15 protein-coding genes are annotated in these 19,496 nt (G+C 72.8%); 7 read left to right on the forward strand and 8 right to left on the reverse strand.

Features of this window, described 5'->3' with window-relative positions:
- Positions 1-2: 2 nt before the first annotated feature.
- Positions 3-1,205: a MarP family serine protease gene (locus tag AC069X_RS26325; protein WP_478732295.1), complete on the forward strand. Its 1,203-nt coding sequence runs from the start codon at positions 3-5 to the stop codon at positions 1,203-1,205.
- Positions 1,206-1,611: 406 nt separating this feature from the next.
- On the opposite strand, the gene AC069X_RS26330 is transcribed toward AC069X_RS26325, so the two are convergent.
- From AC069X_RS26330 to AC069X_RS26355, 6 genes are all read right to left on the reverse strand, one after another.
- Positions 1,612-2,571 (reverse strand): alpha/beta fold hydrolase, encoded by a 960-nt coding sequence (locus AC069X_RS26330; protein WP_478732057.1) that lies wholly within the window; start codon positions 2,569-2,571, stop codon positions 1,612-1,614.
- Complete coding sequence (locus AC069X_RS26335; RefSeq protein ID WP_478732059.1) at positions 2,568-3,026, reverse strand: phage holin family protein; 459 nt, start codon at positions 3,024-3,026, stop codon at positions 2,568-2,570. The genes AC069X_RS26330 and AC069X_RS26335 overlap by 4 nt, the downstream gene beginning before the upstream one ends.
- A gap of 54 nt (positions 3,027-3,080) precedes the next feature.
- Complete coding sequence (nhaA, locus tag AC069X_RS26340) at positions 3,081-4,553, reverse strand: Na+/H+ antiporter NhaA (RefSeq protein WP_478732061.1); 1,473 nt, start codon at positions 4,551-4,553, stop codon at positions 3,081-3,083.
- Positions 4,554-4,737: 184 nt separating this feature from the next.
- Positions 4,738-6,696: an acetate--CoA ligase gene (gene acs, locus AC069X_RS26345; protein WP_478732063.1), complete on the reverse strand. Its 1,959-nt coding sequence runs from the start codon at positions 6,694-6,696 to the stop codon at positions 4,738-4,740.
- A 218-nt stretch (positions 6,697-6,914) separates the two neighbouring features.
- Positions 6,915-7,205, reverse strand: coding sequence for a hypothetical protein (locus AC069X_RS26350; protein WP_478732065.1), 291 nt, complete (start codon positions 7,203-7,205; stop codon positions 6,915-6,917).
- Between the two features lie 197 nt (positions 7,206-7,402).
- Positions 7,403-9,991, reverse strand: a complete 2,589-nt coding sequence (locus tag AC069X_RS26355; protein WP_478732067.1) for a SulP family inorganic anion transporter — start codon at positions 9,989-9,991, stop codon at positions 7,403-7,405.
- A 234-nt stretch (positions 9,992-10,225) separates the two neighbouring features.
- Between AC069X_RS26355 and AC069X_RS26360 the strand changes: the two genes are divergently transcribed.
- Positions 10,226-11,536 carry a polysaccharide deacetylase family protein gene (locus AC069X_RS26360; RefSeq protein ID WP_478732069.1) on the forward strand — a complete coding sequence of 437 codons (1,311 nt, stop codon included), beginning with the start codon at positions 10,226-10,228 and terminating at the stop codon, positions 11,534-11,536.
- Here AC069X_RS26360 and AC069X_RS26365 read toward each other — a convergent pair.
- Positions 11,493-12,506, reverse strand: a complete 1,014-nt coding sequence (locus AC069X_RS26365; protein WP_478732071.1) for an ATP-binding protein — start codon at positions 12,504-12,506, stop codon at positions 11,493-11,495. The two genes, AC069X_RS26360 and AC069X_RS26365, sit on opposite strands and share 44 nt — an antisense overlap.
- A 109-nt stretch (positions 12,507-12,615) precedes the next feature.
- On the opposite strand from AC069X_RS26365, the gene AC069X_RS26370 reads away from it, so the two are divergent.
- Entirely contained in the window at positions 12,616-13,512 is an 897-nt protein-coding gene (locus AC069X_RS26370; RefSeq protein ID WP_478732073.1) for a Fic family protein, read from the forward strand.
- Positions 13,513-14,138: 626 nt separating this feature from the next.
- Here the strand turns inward: AC069X_RS26370 and AC069X_RS26375 are convergent.
- Positions 14,139-15,005, reverse strand: a complete 867-nt coding sequence (locus AC069X_RS26375) for an HAD family hydrolase (protein WP_478732075.1) — start codon at positions 15,003-15,005, stop codon at positions 14,139-14,141.
- Positions 15,006-15,494: 489 nt separating this feature from the next.
- On the opposite strand from AC069X_RS26375, the gene ssd reads away from it, so the two are divergent.
- Genes ssd through AC069X_RS26395 form a run of 4 tightly spaced genes read left to right on the forward strand, consistent with a single transcriptional unit; the run spans position 15,495 to position 19,469 of the window.
- On the forward strand, positions 15,495-16,652 hold the full coding sequence (gene ssd, locus AC069X_RS26380; protein ID WP_478732297.1) for a septum site-determining protein Ssd: 1,158 nt from the start codon (positions 15,495-15,497) through the stop codon (positions 16,650-16,652).
- The gene (locus AC069X_RS26385) at positions 16,649-17,797 is read left to right on the forward strand and encodes a TadA family conjugal transfer-associated ATPase (RefSeq protein ID WP_478732077.1); all 1,149 of its coding nucleotides are present in this window, start codon (positions 16,649-16,651) and stop codon (positions 17,795-17,797) included. Before ssd ends, AC069X_RS26385 begins: the two co-directional genes overlap by 4 nt.
- Positions 17,794-18,678, forward strand: coding sequence for a type II secretion system F family protein (locus tag AC069X_RS26390; protein WP_478732079.1), 885 nt, complete (start codon positions 17,794-17,796; stop codon positions 18,676-18,678). Before AC069X_RS26385 ends, AC069X_RS26390 begins: the two co-directional genes overlap by 4 nt.
- Entirely contained in the window at positions 18,678-19,469 is a 792-nt protein-coding gene (locus AC069X_RS26395; protein ID WP_478732081.1) for a type II secretion system F family protein, read from the forward strand. Before AC069X_RS26390 ends, AC069X_RS26395 begins: the two co-directional genes overlap by 1 nt.
- The last annotated feature ends 27 nt before the right edge of the window (positions 19,470-19,496 follow it).

Below are 19,496 nucleotides of genomic sequence, written 5' to 3' on the forward strand. Positions count from 1 at the left end.
TCGTGAACGTGCTGGACATCCTGTTGCTGCTCGCCGCCGTGTGGTTCGCGATCGTCGGCTACCGCCAGGGGTTCGTCGTCGGCATCCTGTCGGTGATCGGCTTCCTCGGCGGTGGTCTCATCGCCGTGTCCCTGCTGCCCCTGATCTGGGACCGGGTCACCGACAACGGCACCCAGGTGTCCACCACCGTGGTGGTGATCGCCGTCGTCGTCATCATCATCTGCGCCTCGATCGGCCAGGCGCTGACCACCCACCTGGGCAACCGGCTCAGGCGCCACATCACCTGGTCACCGGCGCGCGCGCTGGACGCGACCGGCGGCGCCCTGGTCAACGTCGTCGCCATGCTGCTCGTCGCCTGGCTGATCGGCTCGGCGCTGGCCGGGACCTCACTGCCCACTCTGGGCAAGGAGGTCCGCAACTCCAAGGTGCTCCTCGGGGTGTCGCGCGTACTGCCCGCCCAGGCGAACACCTGGTTCTCGGACTTCAGCTCCACGCTCGCCCGCAACGGCTTCCCGCAGGTCTTCAGCCCGTTCTCGAACGAGCCGATCACCGAGGTCAAGGCCCCCGACCCGGCACTCGCCCGCAGCGGCGTGGCCCAGCAGGCCAAGCTCTCGATCGTGAAGGTCGTCGGTACCGCGCCCAGCTGCAGCAAGGTCCTCGAAGGCACCGGCTTCGTCTTCGCGCCCGGCAAGGTGATGACCAACGCCCACGTCGTCGGCGGGGTCGTGGAGCCCACCGTGCAGATCGGCGGCGAGGGCAGGCTCTACGACGGCAAGGTCGTCCTCTACGACTGGGAGCGCGACATCGCCGTCCTGGACGTGCCCAAGCTGAAGGCCCCCGCGCTGGAGTTCACCGACAAGGACGCGACGAGCAGCAGCGACGCGATCGTCGCCGGCTTCCCGGAGAACGGCGCCTACGACGTCCGCTCGGCCCGTGTCCGCGGCCGGATCAACGCCAACGGCCCGGACATCTACCACCGGGGCACCGTACGCCGCGACGTCTACTCGCTGTACGCGACCGTCCGCCAGGGCAACTCCGGCGGCCCGCTGCTGACGCCCGAGGGCAAGGTGTACGGCGTCGTCTTCGCGAAGTCCCTCGACGACCCGAACACCGGCTACGCCCTGACGGCGGACGAGGTCCGCGAGGACATCCGCATCGGGAAGACCGCCGAGCGCCGGGTCGACACCCAGGGCTGCGCCCTCTGACCCCATGGGATCCGTACGGGTTGCCGTACGGATCCGCACGCGGGCCGGGCGGGCGCCGCTCCCGGATGCGTCCCCGGCGCCTCCTCGCGTCGGCTACACGCGTGGATGGCGCAGCCGCGCCGACACCCATCGGGCGCGGCGGCGCAGGATGCGCGGGATCCCGAGCCTGGGGTCGTGGCCGTCCCGGCCGGTCCTGTCGTGCGTGCCCGGCACCCTGGCCGAGCGTCGTTCGCGTGCGGTGTCACCGTGGTCGTGCGTCCAGCCCATACAACGAGCTGTGCCCGGGGTCCAAGGTCCGTAACCCCGTCCGGGGCGGCCAATTGGCTTATGCGCCGGGCAATTGAATGCCCGTAAGACTGTCGTACCGCGAGTCTGCCGTTCCGTCAGGGGGTTCCCCGGCGGTCCGTCAGCGATCGGGTTCGGGGTCCTTCAGCCAGTTCAGGAGCTCCGCGGTGAAGCCCTCCGGGTCCTCCTCGTGCGGGAAGTGCCCCAGGCCGTCGAAGAGCCGCCAGCGGTAGGGGGCTTCGACGTATTCCCCGGATCCGGCGGCGCTGCGCGTGCGCATCACCGGGTCCAGCGAGCCGTGCAGGTGCAGGGTCGGCACCCGTACGGGCCGCTTCATCCGCCGGTAGAACTGGAGTCCGTCCGGGCGGGCCATCGACCGCATCATCCAGCGGTAGGGCTCGACCGAGCAGTGCGCGGTGGACGGGATGCACATCGCCCGCCGGTACACGTCGAGGTCGGCGTCTTCCGGGAGCAGCGGCCCGGACCAGTCCCGGATCAGTTCCGCGACGAGGGCCCCGTCGTCGGCGACGAGCTGCCGCTCGGGGATGAAGGGCCGCTGGAATCCCCAGATGTGGGAACTCGCGCGGGTCTGGCCGAAGTCGGCCATCATCGCCGAGCGCCAGCGGCGCGGGTGCGGCATGGAGGAGACCACCAGCCGGCGCACCAGCTTGGGCCGCATCACGGCCGCCGTCCAGGCGAGGTACCCGCCCAGGTCGTGTCCGACGAGGGCGGCGTCCGGCTCGCCGAGGGACCGTACGACCCCGGTGATGTCGAGCGCCAGGTTCGCCGGGTCGTAGCCGCGCGGGGTGCGGTCGCTGCCGCCGACGCCGCGCAGGTCCATCGCCACCGCGCGATAGCCGGCGTCGGCGAGGGCGCCCAGCTGGTGCCGCCAGGTCCACCAGAACTGCGGGAATCCGTGGAGCAGCAGCACCAGCGGCCCGTCCCCGGCCTCCGCGACGTGGAAGCGGGCGCCGTTCGCGGCGACGTCCCGGTGCGTCACCGGCCTCCCGCCGGGCAGGTCGAGCCGTACCGCCGTGGCGGCGGTGGGCGGAGTGCCGGAGTCGGCCGAGGGCGCTGTCATGAGGACGAGCGTGCCACACCCACGGCCTGGTCACTCAACGGCCGCGGGTGCGGCTTGACGGTTCCCACCAGCGCGGCGGTCTGCTTGACGGAGTCGATCGTCTTGACCGGAGGCTTGATCTTCTTGAACTTGGCCACCGCCAGCAGCCCGATCAGGCCCGCGAGCAGCCAGAACGCGCCGCCGACGATGAGGAAGGACCAGGCCAGCCCGAGACCGAGATTGTGGATGCCGTAGGCCGCGGCGAAACTCAGTACGGGGAGGGAGAAGAGCACGAGCACGCCGGCGGCGATCGCGGCACCGCTGCCGATGCCCGCGCGCTTGACGTCCTGCTTGATCTCGACCTTGGCGAGGGCGATCTCGTCGTGCACCAGGGCGGACATCTCGGCGGTGGCCGCGGCGACCAGCTGGCCGAGTGTGCGCTCGGCTCCCGGAGCCCCTTGGTCCACTGCGCTCATCTCTGTCTCCCTCTGTCGTCGTCTGCCGGCGGCTGTCCTCCGTCGTCCCTCAGATCATGCCGGACGGTCGGCGCGGGCGCTGGACCCGCCCGCCGCTTCGCCTCCGGCCGCGTCCGCCTCCCGGGCCCGTGCGAGGGCCATGGCCTCGGCCCTGCTGCGGTGTTCGGCGGCCTTCTCCTCGTGGATCCGCGCCATCCGCAGGTGGTGGTCCGGGTTGTCCTGCTCGTAGATGTCGGGGATCCCGTCGAGGTCCTCGTCGCGCTCCTCGGCCTCGGTCAGCGCCCGGTACTTGCGGTTGCGGAGCTTGAGCAGGGCGCACGCGACGATCGCCGCTATGAGGGAGCCGATGAGTACGGCGGCCTTGACCTCGTCGGTGAGGACCTGGTCGCCGGCGAAGGCGAGTTCGCCGATCAGCAGGGAGACGGTGAAGCCGATGCCGGCGAGCGAGGCGACGGCGAGGACGTCGGGCCAGGCGAGGTCCTCGTTGAGTTCGGCCCGGGTGAAGCGGGCGGCGAGCCAGGTGCCGCCGAAGATGCCCACCGTCTTGCCGACGACCAGGCCGAGCACGACGCCGAGGGTCTCGGGGCGGGTGAAGACCTGGGCGAGGGATTCGTCCGAAAGGGAGACCCCGGCGGAGAAGAGGGCGAACAGCGGTACCGCCAGTCCGGCGGAAAGGGGCCGGACCAGGTGCTCGATGTGCTCGCCGGGGGAGTGCTCCTCGCCCTCCTTGCGGGTGCAGCGGAGCATCAGGCCCATGGCCACGCCGGCGATGGTGGCGTGGACGCCGCTGTTGTACATCAGGCCCCAGATGACCAGGGCGAGCGGGACGTACACGTACCAGCCGCGGACGCCGGCGCGCAGCAGGAACCAGAAGAGGACCAGGCCGACGACGGCGCCGCCGAGGGCCGCGAAGTCCAGGTCTCCGGTGAAGAACACCGCGATGATCAGGATGGCGAAGAGGTCGTCGACGACGGCCAGGGTCAGCAGGAAGGCGCGCAGCGCGGAGGGCAGTGAGGTGCCGATGACGGCTAGGACGGCGAGGGCGAAGGCGATGTCGGTGGCGGTCGGCACGGCCCAGCCGGCGGTCGACCCGTCGCCGAGGGTGTTGACGAGCGTGTAGACGAGCGCGGGCACGGCCATGCCGCATATCGCGGCGATGACGGGGAGGGCGGCCGCCTTGGGGTCGCGCAGGTCGCCCGCGACGAGTTCGCGCTTGAGCTCGATGCCGGCGACGAAGAAGAAGACGGCGAGCAGGCCGTCGGCCGCCCAGTGCTGGAGCGAGAGGTCCAGGCCGAGGACGGCGGGTCCCATGTGGAAGGACCGGACGCTGTCGTAGCTCGCCGATATGGCGGGGACGTTCGCCCAGATGAGGGCGGCTATCGCGGCCACAAGGAGCAGGACGCCGCCGACGGTCTCGGTACGCAGCGCGTTCGCGACGAAGCGGCGCTCGGGCAGCGAGAGCCGGCCGAGCAGCTTGCGGCGGGGGGCGGGCGTGGCCACGGGGGTCCTCCGGTCGGTCGACGGCATGACACATGCAGTTGCCGACCAGACTTCCCGGCGCACCCTGAAACTTTTAGGACGTCAAATCTTGACGCTTCTCTTACTTTACAGGGTCCGTTAAGTCGTATCGGGTGATCTTCACCTTAAGCGGATGGGGGGCGCCCGGCGCGCTGTGCGCCCGGCGCCCCCCACGGGCCGCGGCCCGCCGGTCTCAGTCCTCGTCGGAGCTGGTCGGCAGCTTCGTCTGGATCAGGTCCATCACCGAGGAATCGGCCAGTGTGGTGACGTCGCCGACCGCGCGGTTCTCCGCCACGTCGCGCAGCAGACGGCGCATGATCTTGCCGGAACGGGTCTTCGGCAGCTCCGCCACCGGCAGGATCCGCTTCGGCTTGGCGATCGGGCCGAGGGTGGAGCCCACGTGGTTGCGGAGCTCCGCGACCAGGCCCTCGGTCTCCGAGGCGCTGCCGCGCAGGATCACGAAGGCCACGATGGCCTGGCCGGTGGTCTCGTCGGCCGCGCCGACCACGGCCGCCTCGGCGACCGAGGGGTGCGAGACGAGCGCCGACTCGACCTCGGTGGTGGAGATGTTGTGGCCGGAGACGAGCATGACGTCGTCGACCCGGCCGAGCAGCCAGATGTCGCCGTCCTCGTCCTTCTTGGCGCCGTCGCCCGCGAAGTACTTGCCCTCGAAGCGCGACCAGTAGGTGTCGATGAACCGCTGGTCGTCACCCCAGATGGTGCGCAGCATCGACGGCCACGGCTCGGTGAGGACGAGGTAGCCGCCCCCGCCGTTCGGGACCTCGTTCGCCTCGTCGTCCACGACGGTGGCCGAGATGCCGGGGAGCGGGCGCTGCGCCGAACCGGGCTTGGTCTCGGTGACGCCCGGCAGCGGGGAGATCATCATCGCGCCGGTCTCGGTCTGCCACCAGGTGTCCACGATCGGACAGCGGTCGCCGCCGATGTGCTTGCGGTACCAGACCCAGGCCTCGGGGTTGATCGGCTCGCCGACCGAGCCCAGCACGCGCAGGCTCGACAGGTCGAACTTCGCGGGGATGTCGTCGCCCCACTTCATGAACGTACGGATCGCCGTGGGCGCGGTGTAGAGGATGGTGACGCGGTACTTCTGTACGACCTCCCAGAACCGGCCCTGGTGCGGGGTGTCCGGCGTGCCCTCGTACATCACCTGGGTGGCGCCGTTGGCGAGCGGCCCGTAGACGATGTAGGAGTGCCCGGTCACCCAGCCGATGTCGGCGGTGCACCAGTAGACGTCGGTCTCCGGCTTGAGGTCGAAGACGGCGTGGTGGGTGTACGAGGCCTGCGTCAGGTAGCCGCCCGAGGTGTGCAGGATGCCCTTCGGCTTACCCGTGGTGCCCGAGGTGTACAGGATGAACAGCGGGTGCTCGGCGTCGAAGGCCTGGGGGGCGTGCTCCGTGGACTGGCGGCCGACCAGGTCGTGCCACCAGACGTCCCGGCCCTCGGTGAAGGCGGTGTCCTGGCCGGTGCGGCGTACGACGAGGACGTGCTCGACCTGCGGGCACTTGGTGACGGCCTCGTCGATGGCGGGCTTGAGCGCGCTCGGCTTGCCGCGGCGGTAGCCGCCGTCGGCGGTGATCACCAGCTTGGCGTCGGCGTCCTGGATGCGGGAGGCGACGGCTTCGGCGGAGAAGCCGCCGAAGACCACCGAGTGCGCGGCGCCGACGCGGGCGCACGCGAGCATCGCGACGACCGCCTCGGGGATCATCGGCAGGTAGACGGCGACCCGGTCGCCGGCGCGCACACCGAGCTCGGTGAGGGCGTTGGCGGCCTGGGAGACCTCGTCCTTGAGCTGGGCGTAGGTGATCGAGCGGCTGTCGCCGGGCTCGCCCTCGAAGTGGATGGCGACGCGGTCGCCGTTGCCGGCCTCCACGTGCCGGTCCACGCAGTTGTACGCGACGTTCAGCTTGCCGTCGGCGAACCACTTGGCGAAGGGCGGGTTGGTCCAGTCGAGCGTCTGGGTGGGCTCGGTGTCCCAGTGCAGGCGGCGTGCCTGCTCGGCCCAGAAGCCCAGCCGGTCCGCGTCGGCGCGCGCGTACGCCGCCCCGGTGACGTTGGCGGCGGCGGCCAGGTCCGCGGGCGGGGCGAAGCGCCGCTCCTCCTTGAGCATGTTGGCGATGGAAGGACGCTCGTTCATTTGTGTGGGGCTCCCAACATGCGACACCAAGTGGTGTAGACCAATCACATAGCTGCGTGGAATTCTTCTGCGCGCGGTGTGAGTTGGTCAACCCCTCCTCGATCCTGGCATCTGTGACGGCGTGAATACAGCGCATGCTGTCCGAGGCGTGTCGCGGGACCGCCGGAACCGGCCCACGGAGAGGGTGAGGGGGCAGGTACGCGTTGCCCCCTCCGGGACTACTTGCCCTTGGCCAGCTGGTCCACCCTCGGTATGGACAGACCGAGCATTTCGCCCACCTCCCTGAGCGTCCGGCCATTGCGCAGCTCCAGCACCGCGCCGCTGCGGATCAGCTTCGCGCGCCGTACGGCCAGGGGGAGCAGGTCGTCCGCCAGCAGACGCGTCGCGCGTTCGCGGGCCAGGGGCTCGTCGATGCCCTCCAGGTGTGCGAAGGCCTCGTCGATGTGCGCGGCCATGCGGGCGCGCAGTTCGATGAGCGCCTGCTCTTCCGGGGTGTGGGTTTCTGTCATGGGTTCAGCGTATGCGCGGGTGGATCAACTCCCTTGAGGGAATGTCAAGTAGGCCCAGGGCCGTGCGGCGGTGCTGGGCCTGAGCGAGCCGGAGCGGGCGCGTCCGCGCCCGGACGGCCCCTTCCCGCTGCAGGGTGCGGGAAGGGGCCGACAGATTGCACGGACACGAGCCCGTACCCGTTCAAGCGGGGTGCGGGTCAAACGGTCTGGCCGACACTGTCGAAGACCCGGGAGTCGAAGAAGTCCTCTCCCTCGGACAGCAGGTAGGCCTGGGCCTCACCCACGTGGAAGTACATCCCGTGCAGCTCCAGCGTCCCTTCGGCGAGCCTGCGGGCCACCGATTCGTGGGCCCGCAGGTGCTCCAGCTGCTGCACCACGTTGGTCAGGCAGAGCTGTTCCACGGCGTCCGCCGGGAGCCGTCCGGAGATCCGGGCCCAGGCGTGGTGCCGGCTGCCCATCCGCTCCAGGCTGGGCAGGCCGTGTCGCAGCCAGCGCGTCAGCGGGGTCATCGGGGCGTCCGCGTGGGAGTTCAGCAGGGCTTGCATGGCCCCGCATCCCGAGTGCCCGCACACCGTGATGCTGGCGACCTTGAGCACGTCCACCGCGTACTCGATGGCCGCGGCGACCGAGTCGTCGCTGGCCTCGGCTCCGGGCAGCGGGACGAGGTTCCCCACGTTGCGGACGGTGAACAGGTCGCCCGGACCGCTCGCCGTGATCATGCTGGTTACCAGACGGGAGTCCGCGCAGGTCAGGAAGAGCTGCGAAGGCCGCTGCCCCTCACGCGCCAGCCGGGCCAGCTCGTCACGGACGTGCGGGGCGGTGTCCCGCTGGAAGGCGCTGATCCCGCTGGCCAGCTGGCCGGCTCCGCGCCGCCGGGGCGCCGCCGCGCCGCCGGGGGCCCCGGACGCGCTGGGAATCGTACGGACGACCGCGCCATCGGTACCGGACGCGTCACCGTGGCCGCCCGCGAGGGTGGGGGCGTGCGCCGCCGCACGGTGGTCGCAGTGGTTCTGCCAGGGCGTCCAGGGGCGGCAGCAGGGGTGCGCCCCGCGCCCGGAGTCGGCCCGGTGGTGCGATCCGGAGACACCCGCGCCGGCCCTGGAGCCGCTCCGGCCGTGCTCCGCGGCTGAGGCGGAGGCGGAGGCGGCTGAGGCGGAGCCGTGGCCGGAGGCCCGGTCGTGATCTGCGCCCGAGGGGGTGCCCGGGGTCCGCTCCAGGCCCGAGTCCGCCTCCGCGTCCTCCGCGTCGGTGTCCGCCCCAGGGGCCGCGCCCGTGAGCGCGCGCCCGCCCCGGCCGGTGAGTTCCAGCGATCCGCCGTGCGCCAGATGCGAGTTCTGCCAGTCATGCAGGGCCTCGTAGGCGGCGTGGTCCATGAAGGAGCCGTCCAGCTCCAGCACCACGTGCCCGCCGTGCGGGAGCTGGCTCAGCACCCGGCTCAGCCGGGGGACCGCCAGGAACGTCAACTGCCCCCGGGCGCACACCCGGTGCACGCCGCCGGCCTCGGTCAGCGTGATCCGGGTCCGGGCCAGCCGGTGCAGGGCCACCCCCACGGCGACCGCGATGCCGACGGCCACCCCCTCCAGCACCCCGCCCAGCACCACGGCGACGATGGTCGTCGCGTAGACCAGCGCCTCGCGGTGCCGGGTGACCGTGCGCAGGTGGGTGATGCTGACCATCTGCACGCCGACGGCCATCACCAGGGCGGCCAGCGCCGCGAGCGGGATGAGGTCGAGGACGGGCACGAGCAGGGCGGCCGCGAGCACCACCCACAGGCCGTGGAACATGGACGACTTCCGGCTGACGGCACCCGACTTGACGTTCGCCACGCTGCGCACGGCCACGCCCGTGATGGGCAGTCCGCCCAGCATCCCGGAGACGATGTTCGCCGCGCCCTGGCCGCGCAGCTCGCGGTCGAGGTCGGCGCGGGGCGGGCGGTTGTCCGTACCGCGCTCGGAGGCGATCAGCTTGTCGGTGGCGACCGACGACAGCAGGGACTCCACGCTCCCGACCAGGGTGATGGTCAGGACGGCGGCGATCAGCCCGAGCACCGGCCCCTCGGGCAGCTCGGGCAGCGCGTGGCTGCTCCAGGACGGCAGGTCCACCCGGGGCAGGGCGAGGCCGGCCAGCGCCGCGAAGGCGGTGGCGGTCGCTACGGCCGCCAGCGCGGCGGGCACCTTGCGCAGGACGCTCCCCACGCGCCCGGGCAGCCTGCCCCAGCCCAGCAGTACGCACAGCGTCAGCGCGCTCACCCCGAGCGCCACCGGGTGCGGGTCGGCCAACTGGGCCGGCAGCCCCAGGACGTTGGCCACGGCCGAGCTCTGCGGGTTGCCGCCGAGCACGATGTGCAGCTGGGCCAGCGCGATGGTCACGCCGATGCCGGCGAGCATCCCGTGCACGATCGCCGGACTCACCATGAGGGCCGAGCGGGCGGTGCGCAGCAGGGCGAGTCCGAGCTGGCAGACGCCGGCGAGGACGGTGATGGCGCACGTGGTGCGCCAGCCGTAGCGCTGGATCAACTCGGCGGTCACCACGGTGAGTCCGGCGGCCGGTCCGCTCACCTGGAGCGGGGCGCCCCCGAACCGGCCGGCCACGATCCCGCCGACGGCCGCGGCCACGAGCCCCGCCTGGAGCGGGGCGCCGGTGGCCAGCGCGATGCCGAGGGAGAGCGGCAGGGCGATCAGGAAGACGGCGGCGGACGCGGACAGGTCCGCGGGGAGGTCCTTGAGGGGACTTCGTGTCTGCGGGGTGGTCGGGGCTGGGGTCCTGGCTGGGGCTGTGGCTGTCATGGGTTCCCGTCTCCTCTGAGGAGGGGTGAAGCGGCGGGAGTCTCAACACTCGGTAAATGGATGGTAATGGTGAGTAAAGAGGAGTGGTGATTAATACAGGCAAATGGCCCATGAAATCGCACTCAGGGGTGAATAAGCATTTTGTCGGGCTTGTCACACCTTCCTTCGAGCGCACCGCGTGGGACGTTGCCTCGCGGAAGTCCCGCGAGGGAACCGCGAGGGAGAGGTGTGCGGATGATCGCCGCCACGAAGAAGATCGCCGGCGGCCTGGTCGCCACGGCCCTGGTCCTGGGTGCCGCCGGGTGCAGCGCTTCCGGGCCCGGAGGACCCGGTGCCTCCGGTGGCCAGAACGCGAGGAAGGGCCCCGCGGCCCCGGACGCCCCCGGCAGTTTCAACCGCCTCATCGGCGACGGCTCGACCGCCTACACCGGCTCGCAGCCGAACGTGCAGGCGCCTCGGAAGATGAAACCCGGCGAGAAGCCCCCGCAGTTCGTGGTGTTCTCCTGGGACGGCGCGGGAGAGGACAGTCAGAAGCTGTTCTCGCACTTCCGCGAGGTCGGCAAGCAGTACAACGCCCGGATGACCTACTTCCTCAGCGGCGTGTACCTGCTGCCTGAGGAGAAACGTTCCCTCTATACCGCCCCGCAGCACTCCCCGGGGCTGTCCGACATCGGTTTCGGCGACCTCCAGGGGATCAAGGACACCGCCACCCAGGTCCGCGCGGCCTGGCTGGAGGGGAACGAGATCGGCACCCACTTCAACGGCCACTTCTGCGGCCCCGACGGCGGCGTCGGCACCTGGTCCGTGGCGGAGTGGAAGAGCGAGATCAACCAGGCCAAGTCGTTCGTCAAGAACTGGAAGACGAACGCGGGCCTCAAGGACATGGCCCCGCTCCCCTTCGACTACGACAAGGAGCTCATCGGCGCCCGCACCCCCTGCCTCGAAGGCCAGAAGAACTTCATGCTGGCCGCCAAGGACATGGGGTTCCGCTACGACTCCAGCGGCATCGGCAAGCAGATCTGGCCCAAGAAGACGGACGGTCTCTGGGACATCCCGCTCCAGCTCGTGCCCATGCCCGGCCGGGCCTTCGACACGCTGAGCATGGACTACAACTACATGGTCAACCAGTCCGGCACGACCACGCAGGGCGACCCCTCGCAGCACCGGTACTGGGGCGACCAGATGCGCGACGGCCTGCGCCAGGCCTTCGACCGCGCCTACCAGGGCAACCGCGCACCGCTGATCATCGGCAACCACTTCGAGTCCTGGAACGGCGGCACCTACATGCGGGCCGTCGAGGAGTCCATCAAGGACATGTGCACCAAGCCGGAGGTGCGGTGCGTGCCGTTCCGTGAACTGGCCGACTGGCTCGACGCCCAGAACCCGAAGGCGCTGGAGTGGCTGCGCACCCTCGACGTCGGCGAGGCGCCGAAGGAGGGCTGGGCCAAGTTCCTCACCGCGGGGCCGCCGGCGCCGCCGGCAGCCCCGTCGGGCGCGCCGGTCAAGCCGGCTGAGGAGCGGGCCGCGGAGCAGGACGAGGGCTGACCAGCGCCTCGTGCAGGACGAACCCGGGGTCGATCTGGTCCGTCAGGTCGACCCCGGTCTTCGCGTTCCCCCAGCTCTCGGCGTTGCGCAGGTGGAAGTGCACCATCTGCTCGGTGTACTTGCCCCAGTCACGGGCCGCGTACGAGTCCTCGGCGGCGTCCTGGAGCGCCTGCAGCGCGAGCCGGTTGCTCGCCTCCAGCAGTTCGAACCCGGCCGGGCGCCCCCGCTCCATCGCCCGCACCCAGTCGGAGTGCCCGAAGGTGACCAGCAGGTCCTCGCCCACCTCGTCCTGGAGGAACTCGATGTCCTCCGGACCCTGCACCTTGTTTCCGACCACCTTCAGCGCCACCCCGAAGTCCCGGGCGTACTCCTTGTACTGGCGGTAGACCGAGACGCCCTTGCGCGTCGGTTCCGCGACGAGGAACGTCACGTCGAAGCGGGTGAACATGCCGGACGCGAAGGAGTCCGACCCGGCGGTCATGTCGACGACCACGTACTCGTCCGGGCCGTCGACCAGGTGGTTCAGGCAGAGCTCGACCGCGCCGACCTTGGAGTGGTAGCAGGCCACCCCCAGGTCGGATTCGGTGAAGGGGCCCGTGGCCATCAGGCGTACGGAGTCCCCGTCGTCGAGCGCCAGCGTGCGCGCGCAGGCCTCGTACACCGGGTTGTCCTCGGTGATGCGCAGGAGGCGCGAACCGGCGCCGGGCGGCGTGGTCTTGATCATGCTGTCGGCGGAGGCGATGCGCGGGTTGGAGCCGCGCAGGTACTCCTTGATCAGGGGCAGGTGCGCGCCCATCGCCGGCAGCGCGGCGGCGTCTTCGTCGGAGAGCCCGAGGGCGGCCCCGAGGTGCTGGTTGATGTCGGCGTCCACCGCGACGACGGGTGCCGCATTGGCTGCGAGGTGGCGGATGAAGAGCGAGGACAGCGTGGTCTTCCCGCTGCCGCCCTTTCCCACGAAAGCGATCTTCATGTTCACCAAGCGTAGTGGGTCGGTCGCGGGGTGTGGTCGGGGTGAGTGAAGAAGACCACTCCAAGGAGGGGTCGGTGCTATGGGTCCGAAGTGCGTAGGCTCCCTACTTATGAGTAGCGCTTCCGACCCGCTGGCGGCCCTCGGCTCCCTGGCGGGAGTCGCCGAGTCCGTGGATTCCGTACGCAAGGCCGTGGACCGGGTCTACGGGCACCGGGTGATGCGCCGGCGCAGCGGGGAGATCACCTCGGAGGCCGCCCTGCGCGGCGCCCGGGCCAGCGCGGCGCTCTCCGGCGCCGACTGGGCGCTGGAGGAAGTGCGCCGCCGGACCGACTTCGGTGCGGAGGAAGAGGCGCGCACGGTGGGCGCCGCGCTGCGCCTGACCGCGGAGGCCGGGCAGCTGCTGAGCATCTGGCGCCAGTCGCCGCTGCGGGTGCTGGCGCGCCTGCACCTGGTGGCGTGCGGTGCGACCGGGACGGCGGGCGCGGCGGGCGCGGGCGGGGCGGCTTCGGGCGGTGTGGCTTCGGGCGGTGTGGCTTCGGGTGGGGTGGCCGGCGACGTGGTGGGCCGGCCGCGGCTGGCCGGCGAGCCGGTGCACGAGCCCCTGGTCGGCCTCCCGCTGCCGAGCGCCGAGGAGGTGGCGGGGCGGCTGGACGGCCTGTCGCGGGTGATCATCGCGGGCGGGTCCGCTCCGGCGCTGGTCACGGCCGCGGTGGTGCACGGGGAGCTGCTGGCCCTGCGGCCCTTCGCCTCGTACAACGGCCTGGTGGCGCGGGCAGCCGAGCGGATCGTCCTGATCAACAGCGGGCTGGACCCGAAGGCGATCTGCCCGGCGGAGGTCGGCCACGCGGAGCAGGGGCGGGAGGCCTACCTGAAGGCCTTCGAGGGCTACGTCTCCGGGACCGCGGAGGGGATGGCCCAGTGGATCGCGCACTGTGGCCGCTCGATCGAGCTGGGCGTGCGCGAGTCGACGGCGGTGTGCGAGGCGCTCCAGCGCGGCGCGGCCTGAGGTCCTGACGCCGGGGCGGGGGCTGGGGCCGGGGCGGGTGTGGCGGCCGGGCTGGGGTAGGTGCGGGCGCGGCGGTCCGGGGCGGGGCGGGTGCCCGGGGCGCCCGGTCCGGCCAGGCACAGGGTTGCGGCGACACCGTACTGCTCTGGTGTCGCCGCTGGCATTCACGCCCAGTTACCAAGCGTCCTCGATGGTTGCCCATCAGGCCGGGAACTTTGCCCGTGGCCTGGTGCGGCTGGCCCGTAATCGACGGGTCGACGTCGCGTGGGTGCTCGGCGTTCATGCTTCGGTCCGTGGGCCTTACTGCGTTTTAAAGATGATCCTCTCGGATGTTCTTTGGTCTCGCGGGCCGTGACTCCTTTGTACTCCGCTTCGGTGCCGAGCGAAACCCCTGACCGGATTTCTTTGCTTTCCGGGGCGAGTGCGGGCGAACCGGACACCGTATATCGCCCCAGGTGGGACGTGTCGGCGGGGGCGGTGGCACGGGGCTGGGTGTCGCGAGGGACGACGGCCAGGGACCCTGCTGGGGTGTGGCGGGGGTGCGGCGGAGGGGCATGGCGGGGGTGTGCGCAGAGGCGTGAAGGGGGGCCGGGGGCGGGGCGGGCCGGAGCCCGCCCCGGTGTCGGTCAGGCGGAGGCGGCGATGCCCGCGCGTCGGCGGCTGGCGTACCAGACCAGCCCGGCGGTGGCGGCCGCCGCGCCGACCGCGGCCGCGGCGACGAGCGCCGGCCGCGTCGGCATGGACAGGCCGGGCAGGCGCTGCTTCAGCCGCACCGGCCGGTTGAACACCAGGACCGGCCACTCCCGCGTGGTGGCCTCGCGCCGCAGGGCGCGGTCCGGATTGACCGCGTGCGGGTGCCCGACGGCCTCCAGCATCGGCACGTCGGTGATCGAGTCGCTGTACGCGTAGCACCGCGCGAGGTCGTACCCCTCGGACTCGGCGAGCTCGCGCACCGCCTCCGCCTTCGTGGGGCCGTAGGCGTAGTACTCGATCTCCCCGGTGAAACAGCCGTCCTCGCCGACCACCATCCGGGTGGCGACGATCCGGTCCGCGCCGAGCATCTCGCCGATCGGCTCGACGACTTCGGCCCCGGAGCTCGACACGATCACCACGTCACGGCCGGCCGTGTGGTGGGCCTCGATGAGCGACGCGGCCTCGTCGTAGATGATCGGGTCGATGAGGTCGTGCAGCGCTTCGGCGACGATCTCCCGGACCTGCTGGACGTTCCAGCCCTTGCAGAGGGCGGACAGGTACTCCCGCATCCGCTCCATCTGGTCGTGGTCGGCGCCGCCGGCCAGGAAGATGAACTGGGTGTACGCGGTGCGCAGCACGGCCCGACGGTTGATCAGGCCGCCCCGGTAGAAGGACTTGCTGAACGTCAGAGCGCTCGACTTCGCAATGACCGTCTTGTCCAGGTCGAAGAAGGCGGCGGTCCGAGGCAAGGAGTGCGGCAAGGGCTGATTTTCCACGAGGCGAGCATATGCGCCCACCATTCGGCGTAAGGTGTGGCGCGTGGGTTTGCCTGAGAAGGCTCTCGGGTACACCATGGAAGTCACGGATCGTTCGCGACCGTGCTAACCCGGTCTGGCTCCTCCCCCCCCGAGTCGGACCGTGGGGACGACCCCCGCTCTCCCCCCCGGCGGGGGTCGTCGCATGTCCGGACGCGGTTCGCGTCCTCTTCACCCGGTCTTCGGCGACCATCATCCCGGCCCTTCCTCCTCGATGGGCCCGCCTGGCACAGGCCTGCACCCCTCCAGACTCGTGACGCTGCGTAGTGGTTCCGCAGCGCTCTGGAACTCACCTGATGGTGTGGCGGAGTTATTCACAAGTGCCTTCTTGTCCACAGTTTTCGAGCAAGATCCACTTCTTTTTCCGGATCCCTCCACCGTGATTCCAGCCGCGAAGTCCGCGGCCCGTGGATTTGCAGTGAGAAGGGGGCGGAGATCGTGGCTGGATCGAAGTCGTGTGAAGCGCAGGCACCCGTGGAGGCCGGTGGGGGCGGGCTGCCCGCCCGTGCCGCAGGGGCCGCACCCGGTGGCGGGCGGCCGCTGATCATCACCGAGGACCCGCTGCTCCTCGACGACCTGCTGCGGCTGTGCGCCGCCGCCGGCGCCGAACCGCACGTGCACCATGCGGTGCCGGAGCAAACCGGAGCCGGAGGTGACGGTGGCGGCGGGAGCGTCCCGCGCGGCGGGGGAGCCGGCTGGGACTCCGCGCCGCTCGTCCTCGTCGGGGACGACGCGGCCCGACGGGTCCGCGGGGCGCCGCGTCGAGACGGCGTGTTCCTCGTCGGCCGGGACCTCGACGACCCGTTCGTGTGGCAGCGGGCCGTCGAGATCGGCGCCCAGGAGGTGCTGCGCCTGCCCGACGCCGAGAGCCTGCTCGTCGACCGCATCGCCGACGTGGTGGAAGGCGCCGGCCGGCCCGCCCTCACCGTCGGGGTCATCGGCGGCAGCGGCGGCGCCGGGGCCTCCACCCTCGCCTGCGCCCTCGCACTGCGGGCCGCCAAGGCCGGCGAGCGCACCATCCTCATCGACGCCGACCCGCTCGGCGGCGGGATGGACGTCCTGCTCGGCGGCGAGAGCGCCGAAGGGCTGCGCTGGCCGGACTTCGCCGCCTCGCGCGGCCGGGTCGGCGCCGGGGCGCTGGAGGAATCCCTGCCCGAACTGCACGCGCTGCGGGTGCTGAGCTGGGACCGCGGGGAGCGGGTCGTCGTCCCGCCCGCCGCGATGCGGTCCGTCGTGGCCGCCGCCCGCAGGCGCGGCGGGGTGGTGGTCGCCGACCTGCCCCGGCGCGTGGACGAGGCCGTGGCGGAAGTGCTGGCCCAGCTGGACCTGGTGCTGCTGGTGGTGCCGGCCGAGCTGCGGTCGGTGGCCGCGGCGGGGCGGGTGGCCGCCGGGGTGCGGATGGTGGCCCGGGACGTGCGCGTGGTCGTGCGGGGCCGCTGCTCAGAGGGGCTCGACGCCGAAGCCGTGGCGGGGCTGCTGGGGGTGCCGCTGGCCGGAGAGGTACCGGTCGAGGTGGGGCTCCCGGGGCGGGTGGCCGAGGGGGAACCGCCGGGTGCGCGGGGCACGCTGGCCCGCTTCTGCGACGGCTTCTGGCAGCGGGCCCTCGGCGCCGCCCAGGGGGTGCCGGCATGAGCGCGGTGCTGCTGGACGCGGTGCGCCAGCACCTCGCCGAGAGCGGGGCCGAGCCCACGCCGGCCCGGGTCGCGGCCGCCCTTCGGGCACAGGGCCGGCTGCTCGGCGACGCGGAAGTGCTCGGCGTGGCCGCCGAACTGCGGTCCGAACTGGTCGGTGCCGGGCCGCTGGAGCCGCTGCTCGCCGACCCCGCCGTCACCGATGTGCTGGTGGCCGCCCCCGACCGGGTGTGGGTGGACCGGGGCGGCGGGCTGGAACTGACCCCGGTGACCTTCGCCGACGCCGAGGCCGTGCGCAGGCTCGCCCAGCGGCTCGCCGCCGTCGCGGGGAGGCGCCTCGACGACGCCCGGCCCTGGGTGGACGCCCGGCTGCCCGACGGCACCCGGCTGCACGCCGTGCTCCCTCCCGTCGCCGTCGGATCGGCGTGCCTGTCGCTGCGCGTGGTGCGGCCCAAGGCGTTCACCCTGGACGAGCTGGTCGCCGCCGGGACACTGCCGCCGGGCGGCCAGCGGCTGCTGCGGGCGATGGTCCAAGCCAGGCTGTCCTTCCTCGTCTCCGGCGGGACCGGGACGGGCAAGACCACCCTGCTCAGCGCCCTCCTGGGGCTGGTCGGGCCGGGAGAGCGGATCGTGCTCGCCGAGGACTCCGCCGAGCTGCGACCCGACCATCCGCACGTGGTGCGGCTGGAAACCCGGCCCGCCAACCAGGAGGGGGCCGGGCTGGTCACCCTCGCCGACCTGGTCCGCCAGGCCCTGCGGATGCGGCCCGACCGGCTGGTGGTCGGGGAAGTGCGGGGTGCGGAGGTGGCCGACCTGCTCGCCGCCCTGAACACCGGGCACGAAGGCGGCTGCGGCACGGTGCACGCCAATGCCGCCGGGCACGTCCCCGCCCGGCTGGAGGCCCTCGGGACGGCCGCCGGGCTCGACCGGGCAGCCCTGCACAGCCAGCTGGCGGCCGCCCTGACCCTGGTCGTCCACCTCGTCCGGGACCGGGCCGGCCGGCGCCGGGTGGCCGAGGTACACGTACTGGAGCGGGATCCGGCCGGGCTCGTCGTGACCGTGCCCGCGCTGCGCTGGGGCGCCCGCGGCTTCGTGCGGGAGGCCGGCTGGGCGCGGCTCGCCCCGCTGCTGGGAGGTGCGCGGTGAGCGCCGGGCCGCTCGCCTCGGTACCGGTGTTCGCCGGGGTGCTGTGCGCCGGGGCGGCGGCGTGGGGCCTGGCCGGCGGTGAGCGGTCGCCCCGGCGGGCCCGGCTGCTCCTGGCCGGGGGCGGCCCGCTGGTGCCGGCCGGGCCGCCGCCCGGACAGCGGCTGGCGGCCGCGCTGCGGGTCCGGGCGGTGCGGTGGCGGGAGTGGTCCGGCCTGGCGGCCGGGCTGGCCGTGGCCGTACTGGGCGGGTCGGTGATCCCGCTGCTGCTCGGTGCCGCGTCGGTGCCGCTGCTGCGGCGCTGGCTCCGGGCCCGGGAGCGGGAGCGGGTGCGCGCCGCCCGCGCGGCGGGGGTCGTGGCGCTGTGCGGGGCCGTCGTGGGGGAGCTGCGGGCCGGGGCCCAGCCCGGGCAGGCGCTGACCGTCGCGATACGGCGTACGGCGGCCGGCCCCGGCGGCCCGGGAGCGGCGGAGGCGGGAGTGCTGGCCGCCGCCGCGTTCGGCGGGGACGTGGCCGGGGCCCTGCACCAGGCGGCGCGGGAGCCGGGTGCGGGCGGGCTCGCCGGGATGGCGGCCTGCTGGCGGGTCTCCGTGGACGGGGGAGCCGGTCTGGCGGCCGGACTCGACCGGCTGGAAGGGGCGTTGCGGGCCGAGCGGGACCGGGAGGAGTCCCTGCGGGCCCAGCTGGCGGGGGCCCGGTCGACGACGGTGGTGCTCGCGCTGCTGCCGCTGGTCGGGCTGCTGATGGGCACCGCGCTGGGCGCGGACCCGTTGCGGGTGCTGCTGCACTCCCCGGTCGGGTGGGGCTGCCTGCTGGCAGGCGGGCTCTTGGAGGCGCTGGGCCTGCTGTGGTGCCGGCGGATCGTGCGGACGGGGGAGCGGTGATGGACGGCTCCGCGGTCCACAGGCTGGGGACGGCGTTGTGCGCGGCCGCGCTGGTGTGGTGGCCGGTGTCGACGGCCCTGGCGCGGCTGGGGCGTCGGGCGGTCCGGCGCAGGACCGAGGCCCTCTTCCGGGCCGGGCCCGCGCGGCCGGCGCCGGTGCGGGGCCCGGGCCTCCGGGCGGCGGCGCTGTCCTGGGCGGGGCCGGCCGGAGCGCTGCTGGCGGGCTGGGTGCTGGTCGGCGGGGTGCTGGTCGGCGGGGTGCCGGGGGTGCTGGCCGGGTGCGCGGCGGCGTTCGCGGTGCGCCGCCTCCTCGCGCGGGCCCGGCCGCCCGGCGGGTCCGATCCGCGGGAGGCGGAGCGGCAGTTGCCGTTCGCTGCCGATCTGCTGGCGGCCTGCCTCGCGGCGGGCGCGGGGCCGGTGGAGGCCGCCGAGGTGGTGGGTGAGTCGCTGGGCGGCCCGGTGGGGGAGCGGCTGGCGCTCGCGGGTGCGGAGCTGCGCCTGGGCGGCGAACCGGGCGCCGCGTGGGGGAGGTTGGCGGAGATACCAGGAGCGCGGGGGCTGGCGGAGTGCCTGGAGCGGGCCGCGCGGACGGGCGCCCCGGCCGCCGAGCCGGTGTCCCGGCTGGCGGCGGGGCTGCGGGCGGACCGCTCCCGGCAGGCGGGCGCCCGGGCGCAGCGGGCGGCGGTGCTCGTCACCGCGCCGGTGGGGCTGTGCTTCCTCCCCGCGTTCCTCGCGGTCGGGGTGGCCCCGGTGGTGATCGGAATGGCCTCGGGACTGCTGTCGGGCCGGTGACGGGCCGTCTCCCGAGTAGGAATCAAA

Source organism: Streptomyces sp. NPDC043896, from assembly GCF_056435605.1.

Excerpts from the sequence above, each read along its gene's own strand:
- AC069X_RS26375 (WP_478732075.1), bottom strand. The coding sequence starts at position 15,005 with ATGGTGGGCGCATATGCTCGCCTCGTGGAAAATCAGCCCTTGCCGCAC.
- nhaA (WP_478732061.1), bottom strand. The coding sequence starts at position 4,553 with ATGCCGTCGACCGACCGGAGGACCCCCGTGGCCACGCCCGCCCCCCGC.
- AC069X_RS26365 (WP_478732071.1), bottom strand. The coding sequence starts at position 12,506 with ATGAAGATCGCTTTCGTGGGAAAGGGCGGCAGCGGGAAGACCACGCTG.
- AC069X_RS26370 (WP_478732073.1), top strand. The coding sequence starts at position 12,616 with ATGAGTAGCGCTTCCGACCCGCTGGCGGCCCTCGGCTCCCTGGCGGGA.
- AC069X_RS26385 (WP_478732077.1), top strand. The coding sequence starts at position 16,649 with ATGAGCGCGGTGCTGCTGGACGCGGTGCGCCAGCACCTCGCCGAGAGC.
- AC069X_RS26335 (WP_478732059.1), bottom strand. The coding sequence starts at position 3,026 with ATGAGCGCAGTGGACCAAGGGGCTCCGGGAGCCGAGCGCACACTCGGC.
- AC069X_RS26360 (WP_478732069.1), top strand. The coding sequence starts at position 10,226 with ATGATCGCCGCCACGAAGAAGATCGCCGGCGGCCTGGTCGCCACGGCC.
- AC069X_RS26350 (WP_478732065.1), bottom strand. The coding sequence starts at position 7,205 with ATGACAGAAACCCACACCCCGGAAGAGCAGGCGCTCATCGAACTGCGC.
- acs (WP_478732063.1), bottom strand. The coding sequence starts at position 6,696 with ATGAACGAGCGTCCTTCCATCGCCAACATGCTCAAGGAGGAGCGGCGC.
- AC069X_RS26355 (WP_478732067.1), bottom strand. The coding sequence starts at position 9,991 with ATGACAGCCACAGCCCCAGCCAGGACCCCAGCCCCGACCACCCCGCAG.
- AC069X_RS26395 (WP_478732081.1), top strand. The coding sequence starts at position 18,678 with ATGGACGGCTCCGCGGTCCACAGGCTGGGGACGGCGTTGTGCGCGGCC.
- AC069X_RS26330 (WP_478732057.1), bottom strand. The coding sequence starts at position 2,571 with ATGACAGCGCCCTCGGCCGACTCCGGCACTCCGCCCACCGCCGCCACG.